22 protein-coding genes are annotated in these 19887 nt (G+C 66.1%); 7 read left to right on the forward strand and 15 right to left on the reverse strand.

What is annotated here, in order from left to right:
• Positions 1-15: 15 nt before the first annotated feature.
• Genes tam through AB4Z16_RS03670 form a run of 5 tightly spaced genes read right to left on the reverse strand, consistent with a single transcriptional unit; the run spans position 16 to position 4581 of the window.
• Positions 16-801, reverse strand: coding sequence for a trans-aconitate 2-methyltransferase (gene tam, locus AB4Z16_RS03650; RefSeq protein ID WP_441509951.1), 786 nt, complete (start codon positions 799-801; stop codon positions 16-18).
• Positions 798-1577 (reverse strand): class I SAM-dependent methyltransferase, encoded by a 780-nt coding sequence (locus tag AB4Z16_RS03655; RefSeq protein ID WP_441509952.1) that lies wholly within the window; start codon positions 1575-1577, stop codon positions 798-800. Before AB4Z16_RS03655 ends, tam begins: the two co-directional genes overlap by 4 nt.
• A 3-nt stretch (positions 1578-1580) precedes the next feature.
• Positions 1581-2366, reverse strand: coding sequence for an ABC transporter ATP-binding protein (locus AB4Z16_RS03660; RefSeq protein WP_441509953.1), 786 nt, complete (start codon positions 2364-2366; stop codon positions 1581-1583).
• A gap of 3 nt (positions 2367-2369) precedes the next feature.
• A complete protein-coding gene (locus AB4Z16_RS03665) occupies positions 2370-3431 on the reverse strand; it encodes a FecCD family ABC transporter permease (protein ID WP_441509954.1) in 1062 nt (353 codons plus the stop codon).
• A 13-nt stretch (positions 3432-3444) separates the two neighbouring features.
• The gene (locus tag AB4Z16_RS03670; protein ID WP_441509955.1) at positions 3445-4581 is read right to left on the reverse strand and encodes an ABC transporter substrate-binding protein; all 1137 of its coding nucleotides are present in this window, start codon (positions 4579-4581) and stop codon (positions 3445-3447) included.
• A 300-nt stretch (positions 4582-4881) separates the two neighbouring features.
• Between AB4Z16_RS03670 and AB4Z16_RS03675 the strand changes: the two genes are divergently transcribed.
• A complete protein-coding gene (locus tag AB4Z16_RS03675) occupies positions 4882-6270 on the forward strand; it encodes an ethanolamine ammonia-lyase subunit EutB (RefSeq protein WP_441509956.1) in 1389 nt (462 codons plus the stop codon).
• On the forward strand, positions 6267-7034 hold the full coding sequence (gene eutC, locus AB4Z16_RS03680) for an ethanolamine ammonia-lyase subunit EutC (RefSeq protein WP_441509957.1): 768 nt from the start codon (positions 6267-6269) through the stop codon (positions 7032-7034). Before AB4Z16_RS03675 ends, eutC begins: the two co-directional genes overlap by 4 nt.
• 72 nt (positions 7035-7106) lie before the next feature.
• Here eutC and AB4Z16_RS03685 read toward each other — a convergent pair whose 3' ends face one another.
• From AB4Z16_RS03685 to AB4Z16_RS03700, 4 genes are all read right to left on the reverse strand, one after another.
• Positions 7107-8171, reverse strand: a complete 1065-nt coding sequence (locus AB4Z16_RS03685) for a phosphotransferase family protein (RefSeq protein WP_441509958.1) — start codon at positions 8169-8171, stop codon at positions 7107-7109.
• A 9-nt stretch (positions 8172-8180) separates the two neighbouring features.
• On the reverse strand, positions 8181-9398 hold the full coding sequence (locus tag AB4Z16_RS03690) for an acyl-CoA dehydrogenase family protein (RefSeq protein WP_441509959.1): 1218 nt from the start codon (positions 9396-9398) through the stop codon (positions 8181-8183).
• Between the two features lie 8 nt (positions 9399-9406).
• Positions 9407-10153 carry an SDR family NAD(P)-dependent oxidoreductase gene (locus AB4Z16_RS03695; protein WP_441509960.1) on the reverse strand — a complete coding sequence of 249 codons (747 nt, stop codon included), beginning with the start codon at positions 10151-10153 and terminating at the stop codon, positions 9407-9409.
• A gap of 130 nt (positions 10154-10283) precedes the next feature.
• Positions 10284-10490 carry a CsbD family protein gene (locus tag AB4Z16_RS03700; RefSeq protein ID WP_441509961.1) on the reverse strand — a complete coding sequence of 69 codons (207 nt, stop codon included), beginning with the start codon at positions 10488-10490 and terminating at the stop codon, positions 10284-10286.
• Positions 10491-10649: 159 nt separating this feature from the next.
• On the opposite strand from AB4Z16_RS03700, the gene AB4Z16_RS03705 reads away from it, so the two are divergent.
• Positions 10650-10985 (forward strand): GIY-YIG nuclease family protein, encoded by a 336-nt coding sequence (locus tag AB4Z16_RS03705; RefSeq protein ID WP_441509962.1) that lies wholly within the window; start codon positions 10650-10652, stop codon positions 10983-10985.
• 166 nt (positions 10986-11151) lie between these two features.
• Here AB4Z16_RS03705 and lepA read toward each other — a convergent pair whose 3' ends face one another.
• A complete protein-coding gene (gene lepA / locus AB4Z16_RS03710) occupies positions 11152-12957 on the reverse strand; it encodes a translation elongation factor 4 (RefSeq protein WP_441509963.1) in 1806 nt (601 codons plus the stop codon).
• Between the two features lie 249 nt (positions 12958-13206).
• On the opposite strand from lepA, the gene AB4Z16_RS03715 reads away from it, so the two are divergent.
• Together AB4Z16_RS03715 and AB4Z16_RS03720 are read left to right on the forward strand one after the other, a co-directional pair.
• The gene (locus AB4Z16_RS03715) at positions 13207-13806 is read left to right on the forward strand and encodes a helix-turn-helix domain-containing protein (protein WP_441509964.1); all 600 of its coding nucleotides are present in this window, start codon (positions 13207-13209) and stop codon (positions 13804-13806) included.
• The gene (locus AB4Z16_RS03720) at positions 13803-14339 is read left to right on the forward strand and encodes a GNAT family N-acetyltransferase (RefSeq protein ID WP_441509965.1); all 537 of its coding nucleotides are present in this window, start codon (positions 13803-13805) and stop codon (positions 14337-14339) included. The genes AB4Z16_RS03715 and AB4Z16_RS03720 overlap by 4 nt, the downstream gene beginning before the upstream one ends.
• Positions 14340-14355: 16 nt before the next feature.
• Here AB4Z16_RS03720 and AB4Z16_RS03725 read toward each other — a convergent pair whose 3' ends face one another.
• Positions 14356-14604, reverse strand: a complete 249-nt coding sequence (locus AB4Z16_RS03725; protein WP_441509966.1) for a hypothetical protein — start codon at positions 14602-14604, stop codon at positions 14356-14358.
• Between the two features lie 6 nt (positions 14605-14610).
• Here AB4Z16_RS03725 and AB4Z16_RS03730 point away from each other — a divergent pair, with 6 nt between their 5' ends.
• A complete protein-coding gene (locus AB4Z16_RS03730; RefSeq protein WP_441509967.1) occupies positions 14611-14781 on the forward strand; it encodes a hypothetical protein in 171 nt (56 codons plus the stop codon).
• Between the two features lie 2 nt (positions 14782-14783).
• On the opposite strand, the gene AB4Z16_RS03735 is transcribed toward AB4Z16_RS03730, so the two are convergent.
• The 4 genes from AB4Z16_RS03735 to hrcA all read right to left on the reverse strand — a co-directional run bounded on the left by AB4Z16_RS03735 (position 14784) and on the right by hrcA (position 18906).
• The gene (locus AB4Z16_RS03735; RefSeq protein WP_441509968.1) at positions 14784-16049 is read right to left on the reverse strand and encodes an N-acetylmuramidase domain-containing protein; all 1266 of its coding nucleotides are present in this window, start codon (positions 16047-16049) and stop codon (positions 14784-14786) included.
• A gap of 14 nt (positions 16050-16063) precedes the next feature.
• Positions 16064-17272 carry a C40 family peptidase gene (locus tag AB4Z16_RS03740; RefSeq protein WP_441509969.1) on the reverse strand — a complete coding sequence of 403 codons (1209 nt, stop codon included), beginning with the start codon at positions 17270-17272 and terminating at the stop codon, positions 16064-16066.
• Between the two features lie 148 nt (positions 17273-17420).
• Positions 17421-17675 carry a DUF3297 family protein gene (locus tag AB4Z16_RS03745; RefSeq protein ID WP_441509970.1) on the reverse strand — a complete coding sequence of 85 codons (255 nt, stop codon included), beginning with the start codon at positions 17673-17675 and terminating at the stop codon, positions 17421-17423.
• A gap of 145 nt (positions 17676-17820) precedes the next feature.
• Positions 17821-18906 (reverse strand): heat-inducible transcriptional repressor HrcA, encoded by a 1086-nt coding sequence (gene hrcA / locus AB4Z16_RS03750; RefSeq protein ID WP_441509971.1) that lies wholly within the window; start codon positions 18904-18906, stop codon positions 17821-17823.
• 141 nt (positions 18907-19047) lie between these two features.
• Between hrcA and rph the strand changes: the two genes are divergently transcribed.
• Positions 19048-19764 (forward strand): ribonuclease PH, encoded by a 717-nt coding sequence (gene rph / locus AB4Z16_RS03755; RefSeq protein WP_441509972.1) that lies wholly within the window; start codon positions 19048-19050, stop codon positions 19762-19764.
• Positions 19765-19887: the final 123 nt, after the last annotated feature.

Here is a 19887-nt window from a genome sequence, read left to right on the forward strand (position 1 = left end):
CCGGCACCGGTAGCGTCAGCCCTCGCGAACCGCGACGATGAACAGGCGCGGGAAGCGCAGCAGCACCTTGCCGTCCTGTTCGGGCGGATAGGCCGGCGCGATGCGCGCGAGATAGCGCGTGAGGAAGACCTCCCGCTCCTCAGCCGTCAAACGGTCGAGATAGGGCTTTAGCCCCGTGCTCTTGAACCATTCGGCGATGGCCTCGACGCCGGCGAGCGCATGCACATAGGTCGTCTGCCAGATGTCGACCCGGCAGCCTGCGGCCATCAGCCAGCGGCGGTAATCGCCGAAGGAACCGATTGCCGAGCGCTCCGCCTTGGCGGTGGCCAGCCGCACTGCCCAAGGCCCTTGCGCCGCGACCTCGCGCATCGCGACATGCGAGGGCTCCGCGAGATTGTTCGGCATCTGCACGGCGAGGCAGCCGCCCGGCTTGAGCGAACCTGCCAGCCGCGGAAACAGGCCTTCATGGTCGGGCAGCCATTGCAGCACGGCATTGGCGAAGATCAAATCGTAGCCCGCCGCATCCGACCATGAGTTCACGTCGCCCAGCACGAAGGACAGGTTCGGCAGGCGTTTGCGTGCCTTCTCCAGCATGTCCGGCGAGGAATCGAGCCCCTCGGTCGCGGCACCCGCAAACCGCTGCGCGACCAGTTCGGTGCTGTTGCCGGGGCCGCAGCCGAGATCGATGCAGCGCTTGGGATCGCCGAGCGGGACCCGAGCGAGAAGATCGATCGACGGGCGCGTACGCTCATCCTCGAAGCGCAGATATTGTGCGGCGTCCCAGTCGGGCTTTGCGGTCATGCCGAAGGCTTCCGTGCGAGCAGGGCGAAGCGGGTCGAGGATGCCAGCCGGATCGCGTCGTGCAGCGGAGCAGCTCGCTGCTGCTCGCGAACGACCTGGATATAGTCGGCCGGGACGATATCGACGAAGCCCGCGGCCTTCAGCATCTCCTGGAGACGCTGCCGGCTGAGGCCGTCCTTGAAATAGAAGCGCTTGGTGATCGAGGCATGGGTGTCCGCGTCGATCTGGTGGACGGGCGCTCCGCGCCTGTCGCGCAGCCAATTGCCGAAACGGTTGACCAGAGCCTGCCAGCGCGTGCGATTGACCCAGTCGCCGTCGATGACGAGCAGCCGCCCGCCGGGGCGCAAAACCCGGAACCATTCTCCGAGAGCCGCCTCCGGATCGGTCAGCGTCCAGACGAGATGGCGGGTGATCGCCGCATCATAGCTGGCGTCGTCGTCGAGCAAGTGCTCGGCATCGCCGAGCCGGAAACGCGCCGCCTTGCCATGCTTGGCGCGGGCGCGCTCCAGCATGGCCTCGGAGAAGTCGAGCGCGGTGACACGGTGGTTCAGCGAAAGCAGCGCACGGGTGATCTCGCCGGTGCCGCAGGCGAGATCCAGCACGTCGAGCGGTGCGGGGCCGAAGGAATCGCGGATCAGGCGCTGGAAGGCCTGCAACTCCCGGTCGGATTTGATCGCATGGCCGAAGGAAAGATCGAAGCTCTCGGCCCGCGCCGACCAATAGGCCCGGATCTCTTCCTTCAGCGTGAAATTGTCGTGCGGAGCGGAAGCGGACATGGCTCAATGAACCTGGATATAGGGCTCGACCAGAAGCGTGCCCCGGCTGGAATGCTCCAGATGCACGCCGACCGCATATGTCTCGGAGACGGCCGAATGCGCAAGCACTTCGGCCGGTGCGCCCGCCTGGGCGATGCGTCCGCCGTTCATCACGAGGACACGATCGGCGAAGCGCGCCGCGAGCGAAAGATCGTGGATCGCCACGACGGTAACGATGCCGCGCCGGCGCGTGGCCTCGCGGATCGTCGCCATGACGTCGAGCTGGCGGCGCACGTCGAGCGCGCTCGTCGGCTCGTCGAGCAGGAGCACGTCGGGCTCGCGCACCAGCGCCTGGCCGATGGCGGCGAGCTGGCGCTGGCCGCCCGAGAGCGTGGCGATGTCACGCGAAGCGAAGGGAGCGAGGCCCAGCTCCGCGATCACCGCCTCGACGGCGCGCATATCCTCGGAAGAGGCCGCGAGCGCGAAACCGCGATGCAGGCTCTTGCGGGCGAGCAGGATGATGTCGAAGACCGAGAGCGCCACGCGCGCGTCGGTGTCCTGGGCGAGATAGAAGACCTTGCGCGCGCGTTCCCGCGCCGGAAGCATCGCAAGGTCGCGATCGTCGAGCTTCACCATGCCTGCCTGCGGGGCAAGCAGGCCAGCCGCGCAGCGGAACAGGGTCGACTTGCCCGAGCCGTTCGGACCGACCAAGGCGGTCAGTTCGCCGCGCGGCAACTCGCCGGTGCCCAGCCCTTGCAGGACAGGCGTGGCGCCATAGCGGAAATCGAGATCGCGGATGAGCAGTGCCACGGCTCAGGCCCCCCTGTTGCGGATCGACATGACCAGGCTGACGAAGAAGGGCACGCCGATCAGCGCGGTGATGATGCCGATCGGATAGATCACGCCCGGCGTGATCACCTTCGAGACGGTGGAGGCGAGCGAGAGCAGCACCGCGCTCGCGATCGTCGCGACCGGCAGGAAGAAGCGCTGGTCCTCGCCGACGAGAAGCCGCGCGATATGCGGGCCGACGAGGCCGATGAAGCCGATGCCACCGACGAAGGACACCGAGACCGCCGCCAGCAGCGAGGTCGCGATCAGGATCTCCAGCCGCAGCCGGTCGACGCGGACGCCGAGGCTTTCCGCCCGCTCGTCGCCGAGCCGGAGCGCGGTGAGCGCCCAGCCGCGCATCAGGAAGAAGGGCAGGGCCAGCGCGATCAGCACTGCGGCCACGCCGACCTTGCTCCAGCTCGCGCGGGCGAGGCTGCCCAGGGTCCAGAACACGATCTGGGTAAGCTGAACTTCGTTGGAACGATACTGCAGCAGCGCAGTGATGGCGTTGCAGGTGAAGAGCAGGGCGATGCCGACCAGGATCATCGTCTCGGCGCTGACGCCGCGCAGCTTCGTCATGAAGAACAGCACGAGCGAGGCGGAGAGAGCGAAGACAAAGGCGTTGGCCGTGACGATGAAGGGGCCGGCGCCGGGCAGGACGCTCCAGCCGAAGACGATGGCCACCGAGGCGCCGACCGTTGCCGCTGCGGAGACCCCGAGCGTGAAGGGGTCGGCCAGCGGATTGGCGAGGATGGTCTGCATGCCGGCCCCGCTCAGGCCCAGCATGGCGCCGACGGTGAGCGCCATCAGCGCGATCGGCAGGCGCAGGTCCCAGACGATGACGGACAATCGCGGCGAGGCCGATTGCGGGTCGGCGAGCGTGCGCAGGACGTCGCCAAGCGGCAGATTGCCGGGCCCGATCGAGACATCGAGCGCCACCGCAAGCAGCAAGGCCAGCACGCCGAGCAGAACGAGCTTCAGGCGCGTCGTGCTGCGCTTGCGGTAGTCTGCGGACGCAGCCGGCGTCACGGGCAGGACTGCCGTCATCGCTTAGCCGCGCTCACTGGAGTTTGGCCCAGAACACGCCGGAATAGGAGATCGGCAGGAACTTCTCGTGGAACTCCTTGAACACCGCCTCCGGATCGACGTCCTTGAAGCGATCCGGATAGAACTCCTTCGCCATGGCGAGTTCGGCGATGAAGTAATAGGGCATGTCGTAGAACTGATGGTAGAAGGCCATCACTTTCTTGCCCTGCACCGCCTTGAGTTGCTGGAAGCCGGGCCGGCTCATCAGCGCCGCCATCTCCTTCTGAACCTTCTCGGGTGTCGCGTCATAACCGAGGCTGACGGCGTTGCTGCCGGGATTGCTGCCATACCAGTTGGCGCCGGTGAGGAAGTAGATGTCGGGGTTGTCGGAGAGCACCTTTTCCTGCGCGGCCTGCGCCTGGAAGGCGGAGAAGAACTGGCTGCCCCAGTTGCGGCCGCCGGCCTCCTCAATATAGCGGCCGAAATTGAAGGGGCCGAAAGTGGCGCAGCAGGGCAGGAGGCCGGCAGCCCGCTCGACGAAGACCATGGGCTTCTGCTTGTCGGGGATCGCGCCGATTCGGGCGTAGATGCTCCGGGTCTGGCGCAGATAGTAATCGGCGAAGGCGTTCGCCTCCTTCTCGCGGCCCAGGACGCGGCCGAGGAGCTGTACGCTCGGCAGTGCGTTCTGGGTCGGATCCTGGCGGAAATCGACAAAGATCGTAGCGATGCCGGCCTTCTCCAGCTTCCCGAGCAGGCCGGTCTCCTGCGCCTTGAAGTAATTGGAGAGATCGAGGACGTAAACCTCGGTGCCGAGCGCGGCGATCTTCTCCATGCTGACATCGGCGGCATAGGGGTTGCCCATGTTCGCGACATCCTTGGCCTTCGGGAACTTGGCGAGATATTTCGCCCAGGCGCCGGGATCATTCTCGATCAGATCGTTGCCCCAGCCGACGACGCGCTTGAACGGGTCCTCGCGATCGAGCATCGCCAGCGTATAGAGCTGGCGGCCTTCGCTCAGCACGATCTTCGACGGATCGCGCGTGACGCTGACGACGCGGCCGGCGAGATCGGTGACCTCGATCGTTTCGGCGCTGGCGGAGGGAGCGGAGAAGACCGCCAGAGCCAATGCGGCGGCAGGCAGGAGGCGCGTCAGGCGGGACAGAGCGAACATGATAGCCGTCCATATCGAGAAGATCGCCCCGCGCTAACACAACCATTCGCCGGGAGACAAAGCAAATCTTCAGATTTTAATTATTCTAAAGAAATGAATACTGGGATTTTCTTTGAGAACGCACAGCATTCGATCACGGAACATTAACTCCCAAGAGCATCGCGCGCTCGCCGAGACCCGGATTTCCACCCCGACGCAGGGGGTCGACAAGGCTTTTGCCGGACGGCACGATTTGTGCTGGAAATTGCATCGCTCATGATCGGCCCGCCCAGGCCGGCGGCAGCGGAAAGGATAGGATCCGTGCCCTATCGCCATGTCATCGGCTCGCAGAGCTATGTCTTCGAGGATTTGCGCGACCTCATGGCCAAGGCCACGCCGCTGCGTTCGGGCGATCAGCTCGCCGGCCTCGCAGCTGCCTCCGCAGAAGAGGCCGTCGCTGCCCGCATGGCGCTGGCCGAGTTGCCGCTCAAGACCTTCCTCAGTGAAGTGCTGGTCCCCTACGAGACCGACGAGGTCACCCGCCTGATCCTCGACACGCATGATGCGGCGGCCTTCGCGCCCGTAGCAAGCCTGACGGTCGGCGACTTCCGCGACTGGCTGCTTTCGGACGAGGCGTCGAGCGAAGCATTGGCCCGGCTCGCCCGGGGCATCACGCCTGAAATGGCAGCGGCAGCCTCGAAGATCATGCGGCTGCAGGACCTGATCGCAGTCGCGCGCAAATGCCGGGTGGTGACCCGCTTCCGCAACACGATCGGCCTGCCCGGGACCATGGCCGTGCGGTTGCAACCGAACCACCCCACCGACGATCCGCGCGGCATCGCCGCCTCGATCATCGACGGGCTCTCCTATGGCTGCGGAGATGCCGTGATCGGCATCAACCCGGTTTCCGACAATCTCGGCGTGCTCTCGGACCTGCTCAAGCTGCTCGACGAGGTCATCCAGCGCTACGCCATCCCGACGCAGGGCTGCGTGCTGACCCATGTGACATCCTCGATCGAACTGATCGGGCGCGGCGCGCCGGTTGACCTCGTCTTCCAGTCCGTCGCCGGCACGCAAGCGGCCAATCGCTCCTTCGGCATCGATCTTTCCGTGCTGCGCGAGGGCTACGAGGCCGGGCTTTCGCTGAAGCGCGGCACGCTCGGGCAGAACCTCATGTATTTCGAGACCGGCCAGGGCTCGGCGCTTTCGGCGGAGGCTCATCACGGCGTCGATCAGCAGACGCTGGAGGCGCGCGCCTATGCGGTCTGCCGTGCCTTCGATCCCCTGCTGGTCAACACCGTCGTCGGCTTCATCGGCCCGGAATATCTCTATGACGGCAAGCAGATCACTCGCGCCGGACTGGAGGACCATTTCTGCGGCAAGCTGCTCGGCCTGCCGCTGGGCTGCGACGTCTGCTACACCAACCATGCGGAGGCCGATCAGGACGACATGGACGCCCTGCTGACGCTGCTCGGTGCGGCCGGCGTAACCTATGTCATGGGCGTGCCCGGCGCCGACGACGTAATGCTGAACTATCAGTCGACCTCATTCCACGACCAGCTCTACATCCGCGACGTCCTCGGATTGAAGCGCGCACCGGAATTCGAGCGCTGGCTCCGGGAGCAGGGCCTTACGGGGACGGATGGCCGGCTGCTGGCCCAGGCTGGGGCACCGCGCCTGGTGACGTCTTTGGCGGAGATGGTGGCGTGAGCGCGCCCGATCCCTGGCGGCGGCTTTCCGCGCTGACGCCGGCGCGCATCGGCATCGGCCGCGCTGGTTCGGGCCTCGGCACGCACGAAACCCTGCGCTTCGCCCTCGCCCATGCGCGGGCTCGCGACGCCGTCCATGCCGAGCTCGATGCGGCCGTGGTCGCCGCCGAGCTGGCATCTCTGGGGCTTGCCTCCCTGCAGGTCGCCAGCCGGGCGGCCGGGCGCGCCTCCTATCTGCTGCGGCCCGATCTTGGCCGCAGTCTCGCCCCGGAAAGCCGCGCGGCGGTCGCGGCCAGCGGCCTTGCCGGCAGCGATATCGCGCTCGTCATCGCCGACGGCCTGTCGGCGCGGGCCGTGCAGGCTCATGCTGCGTCGTTCATCACAGCTTTCCTGCGGTTGGCCGAGTGCCGCGGCTGGTCGCTGTCGCCGGCCGTCATGGTCTCGCAGGGCCGGGTGGCCATAGGCGACGAGATCGGCGAGCTCCTTGGCGCCAGGCTGACGCTGCTGCTGATCGGGGAGCGACCGGGCCTCTCCTGCCCCGACAGCCTGGGGCTCTACGTCACCTACGCCCCCCATCCTGGCCGCAACGACGGCGAACGCAACTGTGTCTCGAACATCCACGGCGCCGGCCTGTCGCCGATCGAAGCCGCCGGCCGGGCCGCCTGGTTGATCGAGGCTTCGCTGTCGCGGGGTCTCTCGGGCGTCGCGCTCAAGGACGAGAGCACGGCCGGTGCGAGCCCGCGCCTCGCCGCCGACGCGCCCTGAGCCCTGCCGTCAAGGCCGGGCTCGCCCCGACCATCCCGTGATCAACGCGCTCTGGTCCGGAGATTCTAGGTTCTATGCTTCGCTTCGCCCGAGAATGACGCCTGCCCCTTCGATGGCTTCGAGCGCCCGCCGCGCGAAGCGCTGTGCCAGCGGCGCGAAGTCGGCGGCATTGGCAGCCGCCGCCGTGCCGCTCCTGACACGGTCGGCGATGCCGACGAAGATCACGGCGAAGCGGAACAGCGCGAAAACGAGATGGAAGCGCGTGAGCGGAGCGGTTGGCACCGCGTGGACATAGTAATGCGCGAGGAACTCGGCCTCGCTGGGAATGCCGAGCGCCGCATGGTCGAGCCCGAGGATGCCGCCATACTCGTCCGGCGCGGTATGCCAGGGCATGGCGCAGTAGCCGAGATCGGCGAGCGGATGGCCGAGCGTCGAGAGCTCCCAGTCGAGGATCCCGATCACTTCGGGCTGCGTCGGATGGAAGAGCAGATTGCCGAGCCTGAAATCGCCGTGGGCGATCGCGACCTGCTCGTCGTCATCAGGCAAATGCGTGGGCAGCCAGCCGGCCACCGTTTCCAGCTCGGCGATAACCTCGCCCCGTGACTCCCGCAGCTGCTTGGTCCAGCGCGCGATCTGGCGCTCGAAATAGTTTCCCGTTCTGCCGAAATCACCGAGACCGACATCATCGGGCCTGACGGCATGGAGCTTCGCCAGGGCCTCGGCCATGCCGAGATAGAGGCCGCGCCGTTCGGCCGGCGCGATACCGGGCAAGGCGCAATCGTGGAAGACGCGGCCGTCCAGCCGTTCCATCAGGTAAAAGGGCGTGCCGAGCGGTTCGGGTTCGGCGTGGAACAGCACGGCGCGGGGCACGGGCACATTCGTTTGCGCCAGCGCTTCCAGAACGCGGAACTCGCGATCAATCGCATGGGCGCCGCGCAGGATCGGCCCCGTCGGCTGCTTGCGCAGCACCAGCCGCCGCCTGCCGTGATCGACGAAATAGGTCGGGTTCGACTGGCCTCCGCCAATCCGCTCAAGCGATAGCGGAGCGCGGCCAAAGCGCTCGTCGAGGAAACCTGCCAGTGCGGCGGGGTCGAAATCCGCTTTGCCGCCTGCAGCCTCGCCGCTCCCTCCGGTCATGGCGATGCCCTAGCCTCGTGCCTGCCCGGCGACGGGCCAGCGCCAGAAATCCCGGCCTTCCTCGGTGAGGAAGCGGTTCAGCACCATCTTGTGGACCTCGTCGGCGCCATCGACCAGCCGCGCCTGACGGGCATAGCGGTAGATCCACTCCAAGACGGTGTCCTTCGAATAGCCGCGCGCGCCATTGATCTGGATGGCGACATCGGCGGCATCGTGCAGGACATTGGCGACCTGAACCTTCGCCATCGAGACTTCCTTGCGGGCGAAGCCGCCGCGGTCGAGCTCCCAGGCGGCCTTCATCACCAGAATGCGGCCGATCTCGATGCGCATGGCGAGATCGCCGAGCTTGAGCTGGATGCTCTCGCGATCGGCGAGGCGCTGGCCGAAGCCATAGCGCTCGGCAGCATAGGCCTGTGCGATCTCGATACAGCGCTTGGAAAGGCCGAGCCAGCGCATGCAATGGGTCAGGCGGGCCGGCCCGAGGCGAACCTGCGTCACCTTCATGCCCCTACCCTCGCCGCCGAGCACGTCTGCGACGGGAATCTCCAAGCCGTCGAATTCGATCTCGCAATGGCCGCCATGCTCCTCCGGCCCCATGATCTCGATGCGGCGCAGGATGCGCCAGCCCGGCTGATCGGCATGGAAGAGGAAGGCGGTGAGGCCGTTGCGCTGGTCGTCCGAGGTCCGGGCGACCAGAATGAAATGCTCTGCTTCCTCCGCGCCGGTGATGAACCATTTGCGGCCGCTGACGACGTAATGGTCGCCGCGGCGCTCGGCCCTGGTCAGGATCATCGAGGGGTCCGAGCCGCCCCCCGGATGCGGCTCGGTCATGGCGAAAGCCGAGCGGACCCTGCCCTCGACGATCGGCTTCAGCCAGCGCTCCTTCTGGTCGGGCGTGCCGAGCACCTCCAGCACCATCATGTTGCCGTCGTCAGGGGCGGCCGAATTGAACACGACGGGGCCGAAGATCGAGCGGTTCATCTCCTCGTAAGCGACCGCCATGCCCATCTTGCCGAGCCCAGCTCCACCGGTCTCAGGCTTGAGCTGCAGGCACCAGAGCCCCTCGGCGCGTGCCTTCCCCCGGAGCGTCTGCAGCAGGGGCAGCGCGATGTTGCCATGGGCATCATAGGAGGCCCGGTCCGCTTCCAGCGGCATGATCTCACGCTCGACGAAGGAGGCGATGCGGACGCGGTAGTCTTCGATGTGCGGGGAAATCTCGAAATCCATGGTTGTTCTCACAGCGACGAAACGAGATGGCCGCCATCGACCTCGATGGTCGCGCCGGTGATGTAGCTGCCCGCTGCCGAGGCGAGCAGCAGCAAGGCTCCGTCGAGCTCCTCCGGCCTGCCGAGCCTTCGCTGCGGGATGCGCTTGATCAGTTGCATGCCGGGTTCGGTCGCGAAGAAATCCCGGTTGATGTCGGTTTCGATATAGCCGGGGCAGAGCGCGTTGACGCGGATGCCGTCACGCGCCCATTCGAGCGCCAGCGCCTTGGTCAACTGGATCACGCCCGCCTTCGAGGCGGCATAGGCGCTGACGTTGCCGGCAACGCGATGACCGAGGATCGAAGCAATATTGACGATGCTGCCGCCCCCGCCGCTTTCGCGCATGCCGCGCGCGACGGCCTGGGCAACGAAGAAGACGCCCTTCAGATTGGTGTCGAGCACGGCATCCCAATCACCTGCGGAGAGATCCGCCGCCCGGCCGGCCCCGCTCACGCCGGCATTGTTGATCAGGATGTCGAAATGCCGATCGGCGAGAGCTTCCACGATCGACGGGGCACTGGCCACGTCCAGCACGATGCTTTTCGAGATGCCGCCTGCTTCGTCAATCTCCCCGCTCGCCTGATCCAGCGCCGATTGCCGGCGCGCGGCCAGCGTGACCTCGACACCGTGGCGCGCGAGCAGCTTGGCGAAATGCAGCCCCAGCCCACCGGAGGCCCCCGTCACCAGGGCGCTTTTTCCTGAGAGATCCTCGAACATCCGGCATCCCATCTCGAACGCGGCCCAGTCTCGGCCGGCCGCGCGCTGCGATCAAGGCGCCCAAACGTCGAAGCCCGGCGCGATGCGCCGGGCTTCCTCGGTCCATTCATGCCCGGCCGACGGCCGTCGCTCACTGCCAGGTCTGGCGGCCGTACCAGGCGTCGACATCGCTGCGGGCCTTGTCCTTGGCGATCCCGTAGCGCTCCTGGATCTTGCCCTCGAGCTGGTCGCGCTTGCCGGCGATGACGTCGAGATCGTCATCGGTCAGCTGGCCCCACTGCTCCTTCACCTTGCCCTTGAGCTGCTTCCAGTTTCCTTCGACGCGGTTCCAGTCCATCGGGACCTCCTGATGCGAGTGTGGATTCACGGAAAGAACGCCTCAACGGCGCAATTGTTCACTTGGAATGTCACGGCGGTATAATTACCCGGATAAAATCTTGCCTTATTAAAATCCGGGTATTATTTGTGTGCCATCAAACGGGACGGGACAGCACCGATGCAGATGGCGGACAGGAAAGCGGCGACGGCCGCCTACAAGGAACGGAAGACGGTGGCAGGCATCTTTGCCCTCCGCTGTGAGGCGGCCGGGCTGACATGGGTCGGGCGGGCGCCCGATCTCACGACAATCGAGAACCGCCTGCGCTTCACGCTGCGCCATGGCAGCCACCGCCAGCGCTCCTTACAGGCGGCGTGGAACGCGCATGGCCCCGATGCCTTTCGCTTCGAGGCGCTGGAAAGGCTGGCGGACGAGGATATCGCCTATGTGCGGGATCGCGTGCTGAAGGAGCGTCTCGCCCATTGGCAGGCGAAGCTCGGCGCGGAAGCGCTCTAGCGTCTCATCTGCCTCGGGAACCGCATCGTCATCCCGGGCTTGCCCCGGGATCCATCGAAGGGCGCCAGAGCTCTATGATGGATCCCGGATCTGCGCCGCTGACGCGGCTTGTCCGGGATGACGCTCTTCCTGAGAGAGACGGGTATTCGGATTCAGTCCCGCTGGCTCAATCGTCCATCTTGAGGGCGGCGATGAAGGCTTCCTGCGGGATTTCGACCTTGCCGAACTGCCGCATCTTCTTCTTGCCTTCCTTCTGCTTCTCCAGAAGCTTGCGCTTGCGGGTCGCGTCGCCGCCATAGCATTTGGCGGTCACGTCCTTGCGCAGCGCGCGGATGGTCTCGCGGGCGATGATCTTGCCGCCAATCGCGGCCTGGACCGGGATCTGGAACATATGCGGCGGGATCAGCTCCTTGAGCTTCTCGCACATGGCGCGGCCGCGCGCATCGGCGCGCGAGCGGTGGACCAGCATCGAGAGCGCATCGACCGGCTCGGCATTGACCAGGATCGACATGCGCACGAGGTCGCCCTCGCGATAGTCTGTGATCTGGTAGTCGAAGGAGGCATAGCCCTTCGAGATCGACTTCAGCCGGTCGTAGAAGTCGAAGACGACCTCGTTCAGCGGCAGGTCGTAGACGACCTTGGCCCGCGAGCCGACATAGTTGAGGTCGATCTGCAGGCCACGCCGGTCCTGGCACAGCTTCAGCACCGAGCCGAGATACTCGTCCGGGGTGAAGATCGTCGCCCGGATCCAGGGCTCCTCGATGAATTCGATCTTCATCACATCCGGCATGTCGGCCGGATTGTGCAGCTCCAGCGTCGTGCCGTCGCGCAGCTTGAGATGATAGACCACCGAGGGCGCGGTCGAGATCAGGTTGAGGTTGAACTCGCGCTCCAGCCGCTCCTGGATGATCTCCAGATGCAAAAGGCCGAGGAAGCCGCAGCGGAAGCCGAAGCCAAGCGCCGCCGACGTCTCCATCTCGTAGGAGAACGAGGCATCGTTCAGCCGCAGCCGGCTCATCGCGGCGCGCAGCAATTCGAAATCGGCGGCGTCGACCGGGAAGATGCCGCAGAACACCACCGGCTGCACCGGCTTGAAGCCCGGCAGCGGCTCGGCGATCGGCTTCCTGTCGTCGGTAATGGTGTCGCCGACGGCGGTGTCCGCGACCTCCTTGATCGAGGCGGTGAAGAAGCCGACCTCGCCGGGGCCGAGTTCCTTGACCTCCTGCATCTTGGGCTTGAACACGCCGACGCGGTCGACGCCATAGGACGCCTTCGCCCGCATCATCCGAATCGTCATGTTCTTCTTGAGCACGCCGTCGATGACCCGCACGAGAACGACGACGCCGAGATAGGCGTCGTACCAGCTATCGACCAGCAGGCATTTCAGCGGCGCGTCGGGATCGCCCTTGGGCGCCGGCAGTTTCTGGACGATTGCCTCGAGCACGCCCTCGATATTGAGTCCGGTCTTGGCCGAAATCGGCACGGCCTCGGAGGCGTCGAGCCCGATCACATCCTCGATCTGCTGCTTGATCCGCTCGGGGTCGGCGGCGGGCAGGTCGATCTTGTTGAGGACGGTGACGATCTCGTGGTTGGCGTCGAGCGCCTGATAGACGTTGGCGAGCGTCTGCGCCTCGACACCCTGCGAAGCGTCGACGACCAGCAGCGAACCCTCGCAGGCCGCCAGCGAACGTGAGACCTCATAGGCGAAATCGACGTGGCCGGGGGTGTCCATCAGGTTGAGGATGTAATCCTTGCCGTCCTGCGCGCGGTAGTCGAGCCGCACCGTCTGGGCCTTGATGGTGATGCCGCGCTCCTTCTCGATATCCATCGAGTCGAGGATCTGCTCGCTCATGTCGCGGGCGGCGACGGTGCCGGTCTGCTGGATCAGACGATCGGCCAGCGTCGACTTGCCGTGGTCGATATGCGCGACGATCGAGAAGTTGCGGATATTGTCGATGCTGCGGGTGCTCATGCGCGCGCCATAGCAGTGATGCGGGGTGGCGCCAAGCGGTTGACCTGTCCGAAGGTGGCTCCGGGGCGCTTTTCCCGGAACCGCCTCGTCATCCCGCGAGAAGCGAAAGCGGAGATCCGGGATCCATCGTAACGCGACAGACCCCTCCGATAGGTCCCGGGTCAACCCCCGGATGGCGGAGGCTCCGTCGCGGCCCTGTCTGAACGCACGCCCTTGCCAATTCCACTATATCAGAATTATTCTTCAATTATGGAATTCGAAAACGACATCGAGATCGACCGCCTGCTCGGGCAGCGGCTGAAAGCGGCACGCCAGCGCCATGGCCTGACGCTCGACGCCCTCGCCGAGCGTAGCGGCGTCAGCCGTGCCATGATCTCGCGCGTCGAGCGCGGGGAATCGAGTCCGACGGCGGCGCTCCTGGTCCGGCTCGGCTCCGGGCTCGGCCTCTCGCTTTCGGCGTTGCTGGAAGAGCAAACAGGAACCGGCCCGCTCGCGCGCCGCGACGCCCAGCCGGTCTGGCGCGATCCTGCGAGCGGCTATCTGCGCCGCAATGTCTCGCCGCGCGGCACGGGCTCGGGCTTCGAGATCGTCGAGGTCGAATTGCCCGCAGGCGCGGAAGTGCGGCTCGACAGCGCGACCGGCGCTCCGGCGCTCGATCAGCAGGTCTGGGTGCTCCGGGGCCGGCTCGACCTGACGGTCGAAGGCGTCCGCCACGAGCTCGCCGAGGGCGACTGCCTGCAGATGCATCTGCGCGGCGCGATCGTCTACCGCAATCCGGGCATCGCGCCCGCTCGCTACGCCGTCATCCTCGCCGCCAGAAGCGGCACCTTTCCGGGACATACCGCATGAACGCGACCACGCTCACCGTCGCCGTCGAAACGCTCGATGCCGGCGCTATCGAGGCAGCCATTCCCGCGCTTACCGAAATCCTGCGCGACTGCGTCGTCAATGGCGCCTCCGTCGGCTTCATGGATTGGAACACTCTGGCGGATTATGAGCGCTTCTGGCGCGATGTCGCAGCCGGCGTCGCAAGCCGGCAGGTCACCCTGTTCGTTGCACGAACTGCCGGGGGCCTCGTCGGCACGGCGCAACTGCATCTGATCGGCAAGCCGAACCAGCCGCACCGGGCGGAGATCGCCAAGGTGCTGGTGCATTCACGCGCGCGCCGACAAGGCATCGGCGAAGCGCTGATGCGGCATGCCGAGGCCGCGGCGCGGGACATGGGCCGCAATCTGCTCGTGCTCGACACCGACGAACATGGTGCCGCGCGCCGGCTCTACAACCGCCTCGGCTGGACGGAGGTCGGCACCATCCCGCGCTTTGCGCTGATGCCCGGCGGGGCCGATTGCGGATCGACCTTCTTCTACAAGGATTTGCGCTGAGGGGGCTCTTGCGAGGTCAGCTCTTGCGGATCCTGCGCAGCACGACGGTCGGACCGGCCTGCTTGCCGGTGCTGCAGGAAACCTCGGCGATGTCAGCGAACTGGCCGGCTTTGAACGTGCAATCCCGCGGGTGGCCGAACATGCGTCTGCCGCTGCAGTGAACAACGAAGGCGTTGACCTTGGCGCTTGCGGTGCCGCCTATCTGGACGCCGCTGCCTGTCAGCATGCATTCGGCATAGCCAACGCGGATCGTTTCCCGCAGCATCACCTCTTGGCCGACGACATCGATCGCCAGGCCGAGATGGCCTTCGCGCTCAACGACGAGAACCCAGTCGCCTTTGAGATCGGAAAGGGCGGGCGCCGCGGCGAGGGGCTCGATCACGGCGAAAACAGCACCGCAGACGGCGATGCCGCGACATGCCACATGCATCGATCTGCCTAGCATCATCCCCTCCAGTGCTCGACCGGCGCAAAGACCGCACGTGACGGTGAGTTCCTCTCGAAGCCCTTGCGGCGGTCGGCGACGCGCTCCTCTGCAATTCCCGCGATACTGCGAAACAGAAACAATCCCGCCCCGACGGCCGCCGCCGGAACGAGGCCAGCGGACCCGAGATATGGCAGGGCGCCGACAGCGAGGTCGCCGAGAGATTTCGCAACATCGCCAGTTCCGGCCCCCGGCATGAAAATGGCTTTGAAAATGCCTTCGACCGACTGACCGATGCCGGGGATCGCTCCCAGCCCGCCGACGACACCGGCTGCGCCGACACCGATCGCGGCCTTGCGGTTGTTGTCGGCGGCCACGATGGCAGGCACGCCATCCTCATACAGATCTCCCGGCGTCGCCTGCGCTCGCGCCCGCGCGATCGGCATCGGCAACCCGCCCGCGAGAGCCAGCAAGGTCGCATCGTCGGGCTGTCCCGTCGCCGACAGGCCATTCTGCATCTGGAAGGCGAAGAGGGCGCCGGAGGTGATTGGACCGAAGAGACCGTCGATCTTGCCCACCGAATAGCCCAGACGGGCAAGATGCTCCTGCACGCGTTCCATCTCGGTCCGCCCACGCGTGACCGAGGGGGAGAGAACCGTCGCGAGGGCTCCAGGCATGCGCAACCGCGCCGCCCAGGCCCCGTAGGCCGTTTCCAACCGCGTGTCGTAGCGGTTCGCAGCGTAGCCCTTGCCATTATAGCGATACGCGAAACCGGCCCAGTCGCGGCTCCGCAAGGCCCGCGTCATCGCGGGATTCATCGCGATGAAGCGCAGCATCGCCTCGATCTGCGCGGTTACGCCCGTTGCCATGCTCGCGACCATATCGGTGGCCGAGGCGTAGCCCAGCGCGACCGCGTTGAAGCCCATGATCTGGCCGAGGCCCCAAGACGCCGAGCGATTGGCGATCTCCTCGTGAATCGCCCGGGCGCGCTGCAGCACACTCAGACGGCCCGCACGCCCCTGATCGGCGTATTGAGAGGCGCGTTGCCAGCTCGGGATGGCGAGACCCTCCGCTTCCGCCCGCGCCAGCAGCGATGGCGCAGCCTCGCGCAGCAGCCGATGGAAGACATGCTTCTCGAACAGGAAGACGGGAGTGGCGCCGTCGGCCTCGAAGGCGCGACCATTGCTCTCGACCTCGACGACGGCGAGAGCTACGGCCGGCTCCAGCCCCTGTGTCTGGGCCAGCCGCGTGATCTCGTTGACGATGTCCTGCGTGAAATCGACCATAGGCTCCCCCTCGATCAGTAACGCAGATTCGCGCCCGTCCGGTGTTCGTCGACGCGCTGAGCGGTGGTCGCCTGAGCATTGCGCCAGAGCATGACGGCAAGCGCGATCAATATGATCCAGACTCCGCCCCTGGCACCCAGAAGGACCGGCAGGATCGTGGGCAGGGAGCTCCCCGCCTCGTCGGCAAGGGCCGCAGGCATGACCCAGTCCGTCACCGAGGAGGATTGCACGACCTGCGTTGCGGCTGCTTCGGCCTTGGTGGCCAACTGACCGGTCTTCTCGAAGAGACCGGTGCGCGCATCCGTCAGCCCCAATACGCCGAACAGCGCGGTCGCGAGCGCGAGCCAGCGCCCGCGGTCGGTCAACGCGATCGTCTCCGAGCCCTCCCGCTTCAGCTCCCGCGCCGTCTCGTTGCGCCGCTCCGGCCAGAGCGGCATCGGCTCCCCGTTCTGGAGCTGGAACCAGGTCCAGGCATCGACGATGCCCGTCGGCGGGATGCCGTTGGCCTGCTGGAAGGAGAAGACGGCCGTCATTGTCCGCAGCCCGTAATCGCCATCTTCGGTCCCGGGCGGATAGCCTTGCTTGTTCAGCAGCTTCTGGACGGCCTCGACCTTGTCGATGAAATCTGGATTGACGCCAGGACCGAGGGGCAGAAACTCGGGCAGGCCTTGCCCTCCATCGATCGCGCCGAGCACCCCGCGCTGCTCATTCTCCAAAGCCTCCGTCGTGATCTGCTCGTCGGGGACGCCGAGCTGCTGAATGTTCGGCAGGAGGCCGCTGGCCGCAACCGGCACCCGCTCGGTTGGCCACCGAAAACCAAGCAGCCTGGACTTCGAATAGCTGGAGACCGTGACGCTATCCCTCTGATTGCCGCCGAGCACGAACAAGTGCTCGTCATCCTCGCGCAGGAAAAAGCCGACATGACCATAGGAGCTGTTCGCCTCGTTGCGCGAGAGGACGACGATGCAGCCTTCGCGTGGCTCTTCGAGCTTCGCACCGAGGTTGAGATAGCTGCGGGCCATCAGCGAGCGGCTCGACGCGTAGCCGGAAAGCACGAGGCAGGCACCGACGAAAGCCGCACACCACGCCTGTTCGTCGCTGCGGACCTGACCGTGCCCCGACAGGCGGAACATCTCCAAGATCCGCGGTTCCGCGGCTGCGCCCTTGTATTCGGAGATGCCTCGGAGGGTGTTCGCAATCAGCAACCAAGGAGACAGCATCATCGCCTCACGCAACCATTGGTTGCATGATCAATGCATATGCGCCGCCTCAACGCAATGCCGTAGCGGCAACTGCGTTAATGCGAGAGGCTCCCGAGAGCGCCGGCCACTGCCCGGCGCCTCGTCTCCTCAGCCGTATGGGAACCTTCCGTCAGCCCTCGGCCTGAGCCGCGCCGCGGATATAGGGCTCGACGGGCCCCTTGAGCGTGATCGTCATCGGGCGGCCGAAGCGGTCCTTGGCGGCGCCGGCGGCGACCTTCACCCAGCCTTCGGAGACGCAATATTCCTCGACATTGGTCTTCTCGACGCCCTTGAAACGGATGCCGATGTCGCGCGCCAGCACCTCGGCGTCGTAAAACGGGCTGTCCGGGTTGACGGAGAGGCGGTCGGGAAGCTGGTCTGACATGGCTCTGGCCTTGGATGTTCGGGCGCGAACAGGTCGCTTTCGCGCGCAGAGGTAGCCTCATCCGCGCCGGAAGCCAAATCCGTCTTCAAAAGTCAGAGCAGGATCGCGAAAAACCGGTTCCCACTTTTTGCACCCTGCTCTCGACTCAACGCTCGCCGTCGAGCAGGCTGCCGACCACCTTGGCGGTGTAGTCGACCATCGGGACGATGCGGGCATAGTTCAGGCGCGTCGGGCCGATGATGCCGACGACGCCGACGATGCGCTGCTCGGCATCGCGGAAGGGCGCCGCCACCATCGAGGAGCCCGACATCGAGAACAGCTTGTTCTCCGAGCCGATGAAGATGCGCACGCCATCGCCATCCTCCGCCCGCGACAGAAGATCGATCATGTCGGTCTGGGTCTCGAGATCGCCAAAGAGCAGGCGGATGCGCTCGAGGTCCTCCTGCGCCTTCAGATCCTCGAGCAGGTTGGCCTGGCCACGGACGATCAGATGGCGGTCGCTGCTCGGGCCCGACGAGGTGGCGATGCCGTTCTCGACGAGGCGCGCAGTCAGCGCATCGAGCTCGCGCTCCATCTGCGAGCGCTGGGTCGCGATCTCGCCCCGCAGCTCGGCGAGCGTCTTGCCGATGATGCGGGCGTTGAGGAAGTTCGCCGCCTCGCTCAACGCCGAGGCCGGCAGGCCGGGCGGCAACGCCAGCAGGCGGTTCTCGACCGTACCATCGTCCGCGACCAGAACGACCAGCGCACGGGCGGGATCGAGCCGGACGAACTCGATGTGCTTGAGCCTTGGATCGGCCTTGGTGGTGACGACGACACCGGCGCCGCGCGACAGGCCGGAGAGGAGCGCCGAGGCTTCGGTCAGCGTCTGGTCGAGGCTGCGATTGGTTGCGGCAGCCCTGATCTGCGCCTCGATGCGCTTGCGCTCGTCGGAGGTGAGATTGCCGACCTCCATCATCGCATCGACGAAGAAGCGCAGGCCTCTTTCTGTCGGAAGTCGCCCCGCAGAGGTATGCGGCGCGTAGATCAGCCCGGCCAGCTCCAGATCGGTCATGACGTTGCGCACCGTCGCGGGCGAGAGCGACATCGGCAGCAGGCGGGCAATGTTGCGCGAGCCGACCGGCTCGCCGGTCGCCAGGAAGCCGTCGACGATCTGGCGGAAGATCTCGCGCGAGCGCTGATCGGTCTCGACCAGGCTGCTGATCGTCTCGGGGCGGGGCGTATGGGCGCTCATGAACCTTTACGGGCGAACCGTTCCTCCATCCTATTGTCGTCATGCGATGCGCATGGATCAAGGGGCGGAAAGGCTCCTGCCTTGCCGTACCGGGCGGGAGAGCCTAAAAGCCGCCACTCCTCCGCAAGATAGGATCATTTCATGCGACCCTCCAAACGCGCCGCCGACGAGATGCGCAAGGTCACGCTCGAACGCGGCGTGGTGCGCTATGCCGAGGGCTCCTGCATGGTGACGTTCGGCGAGACCAAGGTGCTGTGCGCCGCGACTGTCGAGGAAAAGGGGCCGCCGTGGCTGCGCGGGACCGGCAAGGGCTGGGTCACCGCCGAATATTCGATGCTGCCGCGCGCCACGCATGAGCGCACGCGCCGCGAGGTCACCTCCGGCAAGCCCTCCGGCCGCACGCAGGAGATCCAGCGACTGGTCGGGCGCTCGCTTCGCGCCGTCGTCGACCTGACTGCGATCGGCGAGCGCCAGATCGTCGTCGACTGCGACGTGCTGCAGGCCGATGGCGGCACACGCACTGCCTCGATCACAGGCGCCTGGGTCGCCCTGCACGATGCGCTTAAGTGGATGGAAGGCCGCGGGCTCCTCAAGGGCACCCACCCGCTGAAGGACCATGTCGCCGCCATCTCCTGCGGCATCGTCGCCGGCAACCCGGTGATCGATCTCGACTATGTCGAGGATTCCGGCGCGCAGACCGATGCGAATTTCGTCATCACCGGCGCAGGCGGCCTCGTCGAGGTGCAGGGCACGGCAGAAGGCGCGCCCTTCTCGGAGGAGGAACTGCTCGCACTGCTCAAGCTCGCCAAGGGCGGCGTTTCCAAGCTCGTCGCGCTGCAGAAGGCGGCGGTAGCCTGATCGATTGATCGCACAGACAACGAAACAACGCCGTCATTCCGGACGTAGCGAAGCGAAGACCCGGAATCCATCGTAGAGCTTCGGCGCCTTCGATGGATCCCGGCTCAAGCCCGGGATGACGAG

Source organism: Allobosea sp. TAF32 (genome assembly GCF_052113585.1).
GTDB lineage: Bacteria > Pseudomonadota > Alphaproteobacteria > Rhizobiales > Beijerinckiaceae > Allobosea.